This window comes from Polyangium sorediatum (genome assembly GCF_029946465.1).
Classification (GTDB): domain Bacteria; phylum Myxococcota_A; class Polyangia; order Polyangiales; family Polyangiaceae; genus Polyangium; species Polyangium fumosum.
Window position 1 is genome coordinate 126,640 of sequence record NZ_JARZHI010000026.1, and the last position, 13,263, is coordinate 139,902.

The window sequence follows — 13,263 nt, forward strand, 5'->3', positions numbered from 1 at the left end:
TTTGGCACGACAGTCTGGTCGGGCCGAACTTCGTGATGAACACCCTCTGAGAGAGCCCTCCGGCAATCCACTTGGAGGCATGTCCCTGGCTGGCGAGCCTTCGCACCTCGGCCTCGCGCTCCGTCAGTGCTCTGCGGTATCGCAGGGACCGAACATCAAGGACAAAAAGGTAGCGCCGGCCGTGGGCATCGAACTGATCCATGACGGCCAGTCCACCCGCCGTGAGGCGCTACCATCGTGCAATGGTCTCGGAATCGTCCAGGGCCTGCTTCCAGGACCGAGCCTTTTCGACGGCCATGGCTGCCGCTCGAAGCGGCTCGACGAGTGCGTCGCGCGCGGCCGTACCCTCTACTCTCGTTACTGTCCGCTCCCCTGTGTCCCTTGTTCGCTCGCAGTCGACGCAGGAGTCGCTTGAGATGCGGATGTAGCGGTTTCCTGATTCTTTTTCCCATCTGCGGAGCTGGAAACCTCGCTCGGCGCTGCTGCCAGAGCGCCCGTGGCTCCATCGACGTTCAACAGCATCTGCGCTCCCGGCCCCCCGCCTAGCACGACCACCTTCGTGTTTTGCGATCTCGCGAGCTCCAACTGCGACTTCGCGAGCTCCAGCGACGCCTCGATCGTACGCCATTTGAGCATGTCCGGAGAAACTTTACTCGCGATGAGGTTGTAGTCGCGGATCCCAGCCGCCTCCGTTCGCCTCCGCTCGGCCTCCTTCTCTTCCTTCTCCAGCCGGAAGCGATACTCGAGCATGAGCTGCTCTTGCTTGTACTTGTCCGCGATCGCGCTCTGGACGATCTCGGGCAGCTCGATATCAATGAGCTTGAGCTCGTAGAGCTGCACGTAGGGACGCGCATTGCCGCTTTCATCGAGGCGCCCAAGCGCCGATACCTTGCCGACCTCCTGCAGGAGGTCACGCACGCTCGTGTAGATCTCGTGCGCCGTCCGGTTGCCGAAGGTGCGCCGGACGTGGGACTCGACCTCGGGCCGAATCAACCGCTCGAAGTAATCGACACCGATGTCCTGGTGTAGGTAACCGAGCATGTCCCTGTTCGGCTGGTATCGTACGGAGACCTCCAGCGGGAGGTTGAGCCCCTCCTCGCTGAGCACGTCGAATTTCAGCTTTTGCTGCTGCATCCGCGTCTCGTAGACGGTGAGCTCGTCCCAGGGCGGGACCACGTTGAGTCCCTCGCCCCAGATACGATCCGTCACCGTCCCACCGAGGAAAAAACGATACATGACGGCGCTGCTCCCCGCCGGCACGCGGATGAAGATCCGCGGCCAGAGGAAGACGACCAAGAACAGGAGGACGACCAGCGTCGTATAGAGGGTAAATCGTGCCTTCCGGAGCCACTTCACGAGCCGCTCCCGGAAGGGTGGCTTCTTCACCTCGCCACTCGAAGATCCCTTTTGCATCTCTTCATCCGCTTCCGGCTTGCTCATGGGCGGCTCTCATCATGCGCTGGTCAGGACGGCTTGGTCGCCTTGGAGTCCTCTTTGGACTTCTGCACGTCCGCGACGTACTCCTTCGCGTTCTCGAATTCCTGCTTGAAGTGGCTGCGCACTTTGTGAGGATCAAAATCGAGCAGCGTGCCGCCTGTCTCGAAATGCATGACAAATACCTTTCCTAGCGCCCGGGTGAACGCGCCCGAGATGACGGGGACCGTGACGATGCCGAACGCGGTGCCCACGAACGGAATGAGCTTCCCCAGGCTGGCACCGATCACAGCGCCGGCGCCGACGCCGAGGACTCCCGAGAGGAGCGAGCCGATGAGCTTCTTGGCGATGTCCTCCCGGAAACTCAGCTCATAAAGCTCAGAGAGTTCGGCGAGCATCTTCACCTGAACGCCCGTGACCGCGATGATATCAGCGACAGGCACGGGAACGAGCCCGACGCCGAGCGCCCACAGCACGTTGCGCCGAATGATGGCATCCGCGCGGCCCACGCGTGAAACGGGCTCAGGGGACTTCGGCGCGGTGCTGCTCGGGGACTTTCCCTCGGCCTTCGGCTCGACCTTGGCTTCGGCCTTCGGCTCGACCTTGGCTTCGGCCCTCGGCTCGACCTTGGCTTCGGCCTTCGGCTCGACCTCGGATGTGCTCGTCGCCTCCTCGGTCACCTCGATTTTCGGCGCGTCCGTCTTCTTCTCTGTCGACTGTTTAGATTGCGTGGTTTCGTTCGCCATGATTCCTCTCCGGTTGCAGGTCGAGAAAATGAGCAGGTATCAGTGTCTCCCCGTCGCGTCCCGCCAGGCGCGCGTGAGTTCTGCTACAAACTTACCGTCCAGGCGCGGTGCCTCTACGAACGTCGTGTCGAGCTCCACGCCATAACGTCGAAATTTGAGAAATGGATTCTCGGTGTCCTCGATGTTCCGGAGCTTCAATTCGGTGTTCACCGGTCGGAACCCCCGTTTGACGGCCAGCTTCTGCATCTCCATGCTGCGAAGGAAGCCGATCCACTTCTCGGCAGCCGTGCGTTGCTCGGCGGTGATCTGGCCGTCGTCGAAGATGACGACAGGATGCTCGTTCACGATCGTCGGCTGCGGATACACGACGCGCACTTCCGTCATGACGTCGGCATGCATGTCGATCTGCTGGAAGACACCGAAAATGAGATGCTCCTGCGTCACCACGGCGTCATATCGGCTCGCGCCGAGGCTGAACATGGCATCGGTCAAAACATCCGCCGACGCTGTGGGCGGCGGTGCTCCTGCCTCGCATCGCTCGAGCCAGCGCTGGAAAGGTTCACGTCGCTCCTGAAACGAGCGCGCGAAGTCCGCCTCGGCGAGATCACCTCGCACGATCCCCCCCTCTTTCGCGGGTTGCTCGAACGCCTCCTTGATGCGCTCTTGGAGCGCGGCCGGCCTGTCGCTCGGCGGCAATGCGTACTCGTACGCCATCAGGTATAGCGCTTCGAGCCCCTCCGCCGAGCGCGTCGGCGATGGGTGCGTGATTTTCACCTGTCCCCACCGCTTGATTTCGTCGACCGTCGGAAACGGCGCGATATAGGCGCGCTTGGTCCTCTTGTCGACCCGCCGAGCCGCCGGCGCCGGTGGTTGCGGGAGCGCGGCCGGGACGACCGAGTCGTACCAATCGCTCCACGTCCCTGGCACCTTGTGTTCGAGGGCCATCTCATCGAGATTCTGCGGATCCCTCGGCACCCCCGGGCACAACGAGTTCACCCACTGCCCTTCGCCATTCTTGTTTTTCTCGAAGATCGCTCCGAGGACCTCGAGCCGGTCTTCCCATATCAAGACCATGAGCGGGGATCGGACGAGCGAGACCTGCTTCGTGATGTCGAATGGCGATCGATCATGATCCTCCCTCCAGCGAGCATCGAAATAGCGGAGGACGAGATCATCCGCGGGGGACCAGATCGTCGGCTTCACTTCGCCTTTCAGGATGGCGTCGGCTCCCTCGACACTGCTCGCCGAAGTCGCTTTGATCTGGATCGTCGGACATATTTTCGCAAACCGAGTTGCTGCCTCGTCGATCCAGGCCCGCTTGTCGCCGCTGTACAGCATCTCGACAATGACGGTGTGGCCGTCCTGCGGCGCCGGCCCGCACGTCTCGCTCGAGACGCCGTTCGTGACGTTCACGTCCGCGAGCCGTGATGGCTTGGGAAGGTCGATCACGAACCTGCCACCTCGCGCGAAAAACGCAGCAAAAAGAGCGAGCAGCCCCGAGGAGATGACAATGTCGCGAATGGTGAGCCCGAGCGTCGTTTTTCTCGAGCGATGTTCGTCGTGTTTCCGAATCGGGGCCACGAGATCCTCCATCAATCGACGTATCCATCCGGTCGAAACGCTGCATCCACGACCTCCTCCCAAAGCGTCGGCAATTTTGGGATATCGGCGGCTGCGACGCGTGCCATGAGCTCGTCGCGGGAGGAGACGTCGAACTTCCGGACATAGGCGAGCAGGCATTCCGGACGCGAGAACAAGAACATCAGATCGGTGAGCTGCATCGAGCGAATCACCAGCATCGGATGCGGCGCCTCGAGGGGGCGGTAGTCAGGGTTGTGCAAGCCGGGCTCGAGGCAGCCGGGGTAGAATTGGCCAATCATCAAGCCCTGCGCGGTGATCTCGGGCTTCAGCGCCTGGTGCACGGGGTCGATCAGCATGGGCCCGCCGACGTTGGGCAGGTCCGGAAACAGGGTCAGGATGGCGCGAAACTCGCGGCCGACCTCGGTGGCGGGTGGCAGCGTCGGAAAGCGCGCCGCCAGCGCGCGCATCACCGGCTCCACGGCGGCGCGGTGGAGTTCGCCCTGGTACACGTGAAAGCGAATGGACCGAAAGCGGGCCAGGGCAGGCCCGACGAAGGGGCAGACGTGGCCCTTGCGACCGAGCTGCGGATTCGGCTTGGCGATGTAGGTCTGGAGCCAGGTCAGCACCTCGAGCAGCTGCGCGCGGGCATGTGCAGGCAGATCGACGCTCTGCTCGACGAGCTGGTTGGCGCTGAGCAATTCAGGCTCACTGGCCATTTCATCGATTCTCGAGTTCATGCGCGTTCCACAGACCGAATTCGGCCATACTCCATGGTGATCACACGATCCGCACAGTGGAAAAATCGGTCGTCGTGGGTGACTGCAATGACCGTCTTCCCTCGCTGCTTCAGCGCCGGCAAAAGCTCTTCATAGAAATACGCGCGGAACTCGGGGTCCTGATCAGCGGCCCATTCGTCGAACACACAGATGGGCCGATTCTCGAGGAGCGCCACGATCATGGCCAGGCGCTTGCGCTGTCCGGTGGAGAGATTGCGGTTCGTGAAGCCCTTGTTCTCGAACGACGTCTTCTGCTGCAGATCCATCTGCGCGAGCAGCCGATGCACGACCGCCGGGTCGACGTCGAGCAGCCCATAGAGCTTGGCGAACAGGTGGAAGTCCGAGTAGATGGCCGAGATCTTCTCCCGATACGCGGCGACATTGCTGGAATCGACGCGTATCCCGCCGACCATAAGCTCACCGCCCGTCGGCGGATACAGCCCCGTGAGCACCTTGAGGGCCGTCGACTTGCCGCTCCCGTTTCCGCCGACGATGAACACGATCTCGCCTTCCGCGATGTCGACGTCGAGGGGGCCGATGCGAAACGCGCCGTCGCCGTCCTCGGAAACGTATTCGAATTCGATACCGCGTCCTGCGATGGCGCTGAATCCACCTCGCCATGCGTCCTCGGCGTCCAGCGCGATTTGTGTCTCCAGGATGGCCTTGTCGAGCTTTTCCTCCAGCGTCCGCGCCCTGTCCAGCGCCACATTCGAGCGAATATATGCCGGCGCCCCCGTGATCAGCACGGTCATCGGTCCCCAGAGGAACAGGATGGCCGCGACGATCCCGACCAGCACAGAGGAGTCCACGTCAATGTGCTGTGGGATGACGAGAACGATGACGCCGAGCAGCGCATAGAGGTTACAACTCGCGAAGATGACATTGTCTCCATTCATCTCGCCCGACTTCAGGTTGAAGCCCTGCAACACCTCCGACGACCGCTCGATGTTGGTGCAGATGTCGCGGCCGCGCCGACGGCTGAGCTTGACCTCCTTGAAACCCTTCAGCAGGTCCGTGAGCTGATCGAAGAACACGATACGAGCGTCCCCGAGGCGCTGCAGATAGCGCTCGAGTTCCTTGGCCCTGTCTCGATACGTCGAATAACCGATAGCGAGCAGAAATGTAATGGCGATGAAGGTTGGCAACGAGATCCAGGCGATGTACAGCACCGCGAACGCCAGGATGAGGGCCGCTTGCAAAAATGCTGCTATCAGCGGCCCATAGTTAGACACGACGCTCAGGTTTTCCGTGATCCCGTCGTAAATCGCCGCGGTGCCGATGCGCTCGACCCCCTGGATGTCCGCCTTTTCGAGCTTGTCGACGATCCTGATCTTGATCTGGTGCAGCGCCGACTCCACGACCGTGGCCGTCCGGTAGTACATGTACTTGGCGCTGATATAATGGCCGGCGACGACGAGCGCGAAGAGGCTTGCCGCCAGCAGCCCCGAACGCTCCGGCGCGCTGGCGACCACATTCGCCCCGATGAGCACGAACATGCTCGTGGCGCCCGCCACGCACGCCGCCATGAGGATGCGACGGCGCTCGCCTCCCGCCTCCTGGGTGATGAGATCGACGATCGTCAAGGCGCATCCATTCGGGTGGTCGCCTGGACCTTCCCGTAGCTCAACTTGATGACGCGGTCCGCGCAATGAAAGTAGCGATCATCGTGGGTGACGGCGATGACCGTCTTGCCCCGGCCCTTCAACGCGGGCACGAGCTCCTCGTAGAAGTACCTGCGGAATTCAGGGTCCTGATCGGCGGCCCACTCGTCGAATACGTAAACGGGGCGATCCTCGAGGAGCGTCATGATCGTGGCCAGACGCCTGCGCTGGCCGGTCGACAGCGTGCGCCGGGTAAATTGCTGCTCCTCGAAAGAGGTCTTCCCCTTTAGGCCCATCTGCGCGATCAGCGCGCGCACCGCCTCCGGCTCCGCGTCGAGCATGCCATAGAGCTTGGAGAAGAGGTGGAAGTCCGAATAGATCGCCGAAATCATCTCGCGGTACGCGGCCACGTTCTCCGGCTGGACGAGGACGCCGCCGACGCGCAGTTCTCCACCGCTCCGCGGGTAGAGCCCCGTGAGCACCTTGAGCAGCGTCGATTTGCCGCTCCCATTCCCACCGACGAGAAAGACGACCTCGCCCGGCTCGATGTCGAGGCTCAGGGGGCCGACACGGAAACACCTGTCTCCGTTGTCGGAGGGATACTCGTACACGATATCGCGTGTCGAGAGCGTGCCCATGCGACCGTTCCACGGATCCTCCGGCTTCTGGACTGCCGCTCGCTGAACTGCCTCATCGAGCTTCCCCTCCAGCGCCCGGATCTGTTCGAATGCGACGCTGGAGCGGAACACCGCATTGAGCCCGCCGGCCACGCTGGTGAAGGGGCCCCATACGAACGCGGTGCACGTGACCAGGCTGGCCATGGTCGGAACATCCACGCCGCTGTACCTGGGCAGGGTGAAAATGACCGCCCCCAGCAGGATGTACAGGACGCAGTTGGGCATGACCAAGACGCCGCTGAGCCCCTCGGCCGTCCTCACGGCGCCGGTGCGGAGGGACTCGGCCATCGTCACGATATCGTCGTGGATCTCACGCCCACGTCGGCGGCTGAATTTGGCTTCTTTGAAGCCCTTCAGCAGATCCATAACCCTATCAAAGAGCTCGAGCCGTAGCTGCCCCATCTGGCGCAGCACAGGGACGACCTCGTCGAATCTGTATTGAACGATGAAGAAACCGAACACCAACATGAGCGCGATCAGCGCAAAGGCTGGCAACGAGATCCACGCAATGTAAACGAGCCCGAACACGAGGACGAAGAGCGCCTGCAGGAAGCTCCCGAGCACCCACCCTTGCTCCGACACGACGGACATGTTCTCCGTGACGCGATCGAAAATCTCTGCGGTCCCGACGCGCTCGAGCCCCTCGAGCTCCGTTCGCTCGATCTTCTCGGCGATCCTCGTTCTTATGCGGTGGAGCAGAGCTTCGACGAGGGACGTCGTCCGGTGGTACGTTGCTCGAGCACCGAGCACGTAGGTGGCCATCGTCAACCCGAACAGGAAAAGCGCCCGCATGTCCGCCCACTCCGGGGCCCCGGCGAGGACATTGGCGCCAACGAGGAGGAGCGCGTTCGCGATCCCCCCCATCGTCGCGACGGCCAGGAGGGAAGCCCGCTGCCCTTTCGCCTCTTCGAGGAGAAGGTCTAGGACGTACATGGCTGCCTCGCAATCGAGCGAGCTTCCACATGCGTGGAGGCCCCCTCCTCGCGTGCGGTCGAGGAACTCGAAGGCGTCTCCCCGAATGCGTCGCGCGAGGTGCAGTGTGCGATGAGGCGTCGCAGCGACGAGAGGACCCTTTCCGCAATCCTCTCCACCGTCGATGTTTCGTACATCGCGGGGCTGTAGCCCCACGTGAGCCGCAGGCGCCCGTGCATCACGATGCAACTCAATGCGAGCTCGTGAAACAACGCCATGTTCGGGCTCGTGCTCGTGTGCTCCGTCCCCGCGAAGTCCCAGGTCGAGCCTGCCTCATGTTGCCCGACATAATTGAACAGCACCGGCATTGGCACGGTGAGCGACGCGCGTACGGCCTCATCCGGGTGCGCATACCGCAGCCATCCATATCCCACGCCCCGCCCCGGCACCGACCGGAGCTGTTCCTTCACGCCATTCAGCAGCTCAGCAGGATCCTCCCCCGGAGGCACGTCCAGCGAGAGCGGGAACAGCGACGAGAACCACCCCACGGTGCGGGATACGTCGACGTCCTCCACCACGGGCTCGCGACCATGATGCTGCAGTGCCACGCAGACCGTATCCGTCCCAGAGAACGCGCTCAATCCCTCTGCGAGCGCCGATAGCAGGACCGCATGGATTTCCGTTCCACCAACCGATCCCACGTCGTGGAGGAGCGCACGGGTCTCTGCCGGAGGCAACTCCACCTCCAGGGTACGGCTCTCGCCGAATGTGCCCGCCGCGCCGTCGCGACTCCGCGCGCTCGGCGTCACGCCGCCGGCGCATTGCGCCTGCCAGTACCCGAGCTGCTCCGACAGGCCGCCGTCCCCGACAAACGCATGCAATCGCTCGGACCACTGGCGAAGGGATGTCGTCTTGGGTCCGAGATCCGGAATTCGCCCAGCGATCAGCATATCGCAGGTGCGCTCCACGTCCTCGCACACGATGCGCCATGACACGATGTCCGTGATGAGGTGGTGCATGGCGAGGAGCAGCCGCGTCCCGCCTTCGCCGATATCCAGCCACGCTGCGCGGAAGATCGGGCCGCTGGACAGGTTCATGCCCCGTTGCAGGACCTCCGCTGCCTTCTTCACGGCGGCATCACGGGCGGAGGGCTCTATCGATGACAGGTCCACCCGCTCGAGTACCGGGGTCGCCGCCGCCTCGTGCTCCTGCACCCAGCCGGTGTCGGTGCGACGATAACGGAGCCGCAATGCGTCGTGCTGCTTCGCGAGGATCCGCAGCGCCTCTGCGGCAATCTCCTGCGACAGCGCGGGAGGCGGCGTCCATGACATCGCCGGACTGAAATGATGAGCGTCCACGGGATCTCTATCCAGGAACCAATGCTGGATCGGCGTCAGCGGGACCGTCCCGGCCACGGCGCCCTGCTCCGCGAGGACCGCGCTTTCTCTACGCACAGCCTGCGCGAGCTGCGCCACCGTCTGGTGCGTGAACAGGTCGCGCACGGTCAAGTGGAGGCCGGCTCGTTTGGCGCGACCTATCACCTGAATCGCGAGGATCGAGTCCCCTCCGAGCGTGAAGAAGTTATCGTGGATCCCGACGGGCGAGAATTGCAACACCTGCGACCACAGCTCGGCGAGCGCGCGCTCCGTCTCGGTCCGCGGCGCCACGTACGAGGTCTCCACCGCGCTACGCGTCATCTCTGGTGCCGGCAGCGCCTTGCGGTCCACCTTGCCGCTGGGATTCAGCGGCAGCGCCGGCAGCCGCACGAATACAGAAGGGACCATGTACGCGGGCAGCGACGCCTGAAGGTGCTCGCGCAGCGTGCCCTCGGTACATTCGCCTTCGCCGGCCACCACATACGCGACCAGCCGCTTGTCGCCGGGCGTGTACTCCCATGCGACCACAGCGCACGCTCGCACCGCCGGGTGGGACGACAGCACCGCCTCGATTTCGCCAAGCTCGATGCGGAAGCCTCGGATCTTCACCTGGTGATCGATGCGCCCGAGGAACTCCAGCTCTCCATTCGCGTCCCATCGGGCGAGATCACCCGTGCGGTACATCCGCGCCCCGGGCACGTTCGAGAACGGGTCGGGGACGAAGCGCTCCGCTGTCAGTCCGGGGCGCCCCCGATAGCCGCGTGCGAGCCCGTCTCCCGCGATGTACAGCTCCCCAGGAATGCCCACCGGGACCTGCATCAGGTTTCGATCGACCACGTGGAGCTGCGTGTTTGCGATACCTCGGCCGATCCGGACATTGCTCTGCTCAGCGTCGACGCGATATTGCGCAGACCAGATCGTCGTCTCCGTCGGCCCATAGACATTCTTGACCGTGGATGCCCGGCGTGCGAGTTTGGCCGCGAGATCCGGCGTCATTGCTTCTCCCCCGCACAGCACCTGCAGGGGCCTTCCCCCCTCCCAGCCTGCGTCGAGGACCATGCGCCATGTCGCAGGCGTCGCCTGCATCATCGTCGCGCGCTCCAGGGCTCTCACCAGCGCCTCCCCATGGCTCGCGTCTTCCTGCGACGCGAGGTGGACCGAGGCTCCCCGGAGCAAGGGCATGAACAGCTCCAGCCCGGCGATATCGAAGGACAGCGACGTGACGGCCAGCATTGCGTCCTGGGACCCAGCCCCCATCGTTTCGGCGAAATCGTGCAGCAGGTTCGTCAGCGCGCCGTGCAGAACCTGGACGCCTTTGGGCCTCCCCGTCGAGCCCGACGTGTAGATGACGTAAACCGCGTTGTCCGGCCCTACCTGGGCGCCGGGACACGTGAGCGGTTGCTCCTGCCAAGGCGACGCGCTCGCATCGAGATGCACGGTCACGGCCTCGTGCGCAGGCAACCTGTCCTGCAAGCGCTCCTGGGTGAGCAGCACCGCGGGCCGCGCGTCCGTCAGCATGTAGGCCAGCCGCTCTCGCGGATAACCGGGGTCGAGCGGCACGTACGCGCCGCCCGCCTTGAGAATGCCGAGCAGCCCCACCACCATCTCCAGCGAACGCTCGATGCATAGCCCCACCAGCACCTCCGGGCCCACGCCCAGCGCGCGCAAATAGTGGGCCAGCTGATTCGAGCGCTGGTCGAGCTCGCGGTAGGTGAGCTCTCGCTCAGCGAATACCAATGCCACCGCGTCAGGTGTTCGTGCGGCCTGCTCCTCGAAGAGGTCGTGGATGCACTTGCCCTTGGGATACGTGGCCGCCGTATCGTTCCAGGCAGCGAGTTGCCCGTGCTCCGCCTCGGTCAGGAAGGAGAGTTCGGACAGGGGTTTGTCAGGGTGCGCCACCGCGTCGAGGAGCAAGGCACCAAGGTGCTCGCCCAGCCGCCTCGCCGCGGCATCGTCCACGCGTGTCGTGTCATAGGCCAGGTGGATGCTGGTCCCTTCCGCGTCACGTACCACGGCGAACACCAGCGCGTTTTTCGCGGTTGTCACACCGGGTGACACTACATCGAGAAATGGCGACCACCCCGCCGCGACCCCGGTGTGCGGCGCCGACACTTCGAAGAGGAGCACGTCATACAGTGGATTTTCATCGCCGTGCCTGGACAATCCCTGGTCCTGCACCACCACGTCGAATGGCAATGCCTGATGCTCGTGGACGTCCACGGACGTGCGCCTCGCCATCGAAAGCAGCTCGCCAAACGTCGGGTTCTCCGAGAGGTCGGTCCGCAGCACGACCGTGTTCGTGAAGAAGCCCAGGAGGTCGGCCGTGCCAGGCACCTCGCGGTTCGCAATCACCGCGCCCAGCCCGAAGTCCTTCTGGCCGCTGTAGCGCGACAGCACCGCAGTCAGGACCGCATACCACGCCATGAACGCCGTACATCCGTGGTCACGCGCCAGCGCATGCAGCGCGCTGCTCGCATGCGCTGGAATGCGGACCTTCACGCTCGCTTCGGGGCCGGGGCCGCCCTCCGAGGCGGGCCGAAGAGTCGGCAACTGGAGCCGCGGCACGCCCGCAAGTTTGCCCTTCCAGTACGCACGCGAGGCCCCGAACCCACCTCCCGTCAGCGCATCCTGCTCCGCCCGGGCGTAATCGGCGAATTGGTACGCCAGCGCCGGCAGACTCGCCGCATCGCCGCGGCAGCACGCCTCGTACAGGCGCGAGAGCTCGGAGAGCAGCACGCCGCTCGACCATTCGTCCGTGATGATGTGGTGCTGCAGGACCAGCACGACATGCTGCGTGGACGACACGCTCACCACGACCACCCGCATCAGCGGTCCTGCTCCGAGATCGAAACGCACCCCGATCTCGGTTTCCAGGAGAGCGCGCAGGGCGGCTTCCCGCGCAGCTTCGGGCAGCGCCGAGACGTCCTCCACGCGCACCGGAATCGATATCCTTTGCGCCACCACCCGCCTCGGCACGCCGTCCACCTCGGGATACGTCGTACGCAAGATCTCCTGCCGCTCCGCGAGCAACACAACGCTCTCGCGCAACGACCGCTCCGAGAGCGCACCTCGAATGACGAACATCTGCGGGACCTGGTACGACAGCGCCTCGGGCGATAGTTTGTCGAGGAACCACATGCGCCGCTCGGTCCCCGAGAGGCCGGCGTACGCAGGATCGGCCGCGCCGCGCGGGGCGGGGGAGAGGGTCGCCACGGGCGCCGCGCGCTTCGCCATTTCGTCCAGCGACGCCGCCAGGGCCGTCAACGTCGATTGCTGAAACAGCGTCGCCACGGTCAGCCCAAGCCCGAGCCGCGCTTTCACCGCGGACACGAGGCGCACCGCCAAAAGCGAGTGGCCGCCGAGCAGGAAGAAGTCGTCATGCGCGCCGATGGGCCGCACTTCGAGCAGCTCTTCCCATAGGGCCACGAGCGCGCGCTCCGTCTCGGTCCGCGGCGCCACGTAGGAGGGCTCCGCCTCGCCGCGCGTCGCCTCGGGCGATGGCAGCGCTTTGCGGTCCACCTTGCCGTTCGGCGAAAGCGGCAGCGCGTCGAGGAAGACGAATGCCGATGGAATCATGTACTCGGGCAGCCTGCTTCGCAGGTGCTCACGCAGAGCATCCGCCGTTGGCGCGCCTTCCCTCCCCACCACGTAGGCGACCAGCCGCTTGTCTCCCGGCGCGTCTTCACGCGCCACGACGACGCACGATCCCACCGCGGTGTGCGAGGAAAGCGCAGCTTCGATTTCGCCGACCTCTACGCGGAACCCTCGAATCTTCACCTGGTGATCGGCGCGACCCAAGAACTCAAGCTCCCCGTCCTCGTTCCATCGCGCGAGGTCCCCGGTGCAATACATCCGGGCGCCAGGCTCCTTCGAGAAGGGATCCGGGACAAACCGCTCCGCCGTCATGCCGGGGCGATTCAGATAACCACGCGCGAGGCCCACCCCCGCGAGGTGGATCTCCCCGGCCATTCCGATCGGCACGGGCCGCTTCGCCCCATCGAGCACGTGGATCTGCACCCCGTGAATCGGTCGGCCGATCGAAAAATTCTCCGGACGTTCTGCATCAAAATACGCTTGCGCCCCGAAGATGCTAAACTCGGTAGGGCCATAGGAGTTCAGCACCCTCCGGCCCGTCGCCCACTGCGCCACGAGCGCGGGCG

At 64.3% G+C, this 13,263-nt stretch carries 8 protein-coding genes and 1 pseudogene; 1 reads left to right on the forward strand and 8 read right to left on the reverse strand.

The window, feature by feature from the left end:
- Nucleotides 1–357: 357 nt before the first annotated feature.
- The 7 genes from QHF89_RS26755 to QHF89_RS26785 form a co-directional block, all read right to left on the reverse strand.
- Nucleotides 358–1,440: a prohibitin family protein gene (locus tag QHF89_RS26755; protein WP_136967720.1), complete on the reverse strand. Its 1,083-nt coding sequence runs from the start codon at nucleotides 1,438–1,440 to the stop codon at nucleotides 358–360.
- 23 nt (nucleotides 1,441–1,463) lie between these two features.
- Nucleotides 1,464–2,180: a YcjF family protein gene (locus QHF89_RS26760; protein WP_136967719.1), complete on the reverse strand. Its 717-nt coding sequence runs from the start codon at nucleotides 2,178–2,180 to the stop codon at nucleotides 1,464–1,466.
- Nucleotides 2,181–2,219: 39 nt separating this feature from the next.
- Nucleotides 2,220–3,629 (reverse strand): substrate-binding domain-containing protein, encoded by a 1,410-nt coding sequence (locus QHF89_RS26765; protein ID WP_284720968.1) that lies wholly within the window; start codon nucleotides 3,627–3,629, stop codon nucleotides 2,220–2,222.
- A gap of 143 nt (nucleotides 3,630–3,772) precedes the next feature.
- Nucleotides 3,773–4,498 (reverse strand): DUF6875 domain-containing protein, encoded by a 726-nt coding sequence (locus QHF89_RS26770; protein ID WP_284720969.1) that lies wholly within the window; start codon nucleotides 4,496–4,498, stop codon nucleotides 3,773–3,775.
- The gene (locus tag QHF89_RS26775) at nucleotides 4,495–6,120 is read right to left on the reverse strand and encodes a cyclic peptide export ABC transporter (RefSeq protein WP_136967717.1); all 1,626 of its coding nucleotides are present in this window, start codon (nucleotides 6,118–6,120) and stop codon (nucleotides 4,495–4,497) included. The genes QHF89_RS26770 and QHF89_RS26775 overlap by 4 nt, the downstream gene beginning before the upstream one ends.
- Nucleotides 6,117–7,748 (reverse strand): cyclic peptide export ABC transporter, encoded by a 1,632-nt coding sequence (locus QHF89_RS26780; RefSeq protein ID WP_136967716.1) that lies wholly within the window; start codon nucleotides 7,746–7,748, stop codon nucleotides 6,117–6,119. Before QHF89_RS26780 ends, QHF89_RS26775 begins: the two co-directional genes overlap by 4 nt.
- Nucleotides 7,736–12,241 carry a non-ribosomal peptide synthetase gene (locus QHF89_RS26785; protein ID WP_284720970.1) on the reverse strand — a complete coding sequence of 1,502 codons (4,506 nt, stop codon included), beginning with the start codon at nucleotides 12,239–12,241 and terminating at the stop codon, nucleotides 7,736–7,738. The genes QHF89_RS26780 and QHF89_RS26785 overlap by 13 nt, the downstream gene beginning before the upstream one ends.
- On the opposite strand from QHF89_RS26785, the gene QHF89_RS26790 reads away from it, so the two are divergent.
- Nucleotides 12,240–12,380 carry a hypothetical protein gene (locus QHF89_RS26790; RefSeq protein ID WP_284720971.1) on the forward strand — a complete coding sequence of 47 codons (141 nt, stop codon included), beginning with the start codon at nucleotides 12,240–12,242 and terminating at the stop codon, nucleotides 12,378–12,380. The genes QHF89_RS26785 and QHF89_RS26790 overlap by 2 nt on opposite strands.
- Before the next feature lie 29 nt (nucleotides 12,381–12,409).
- Here the strand turns inward: QHF89_RS26790 and QHF89_RS50230 are convergent.
- Nucleotides 12,410–13,252: pseudogene (locus tag QHF89_RS50230) on the reverse strand (non-ribosomal peptide synthetase); the annotation flags it as partial.
- Between the last annotated feature and the right edge of the window lie 11 nt (nucleotides 13,253–13,263).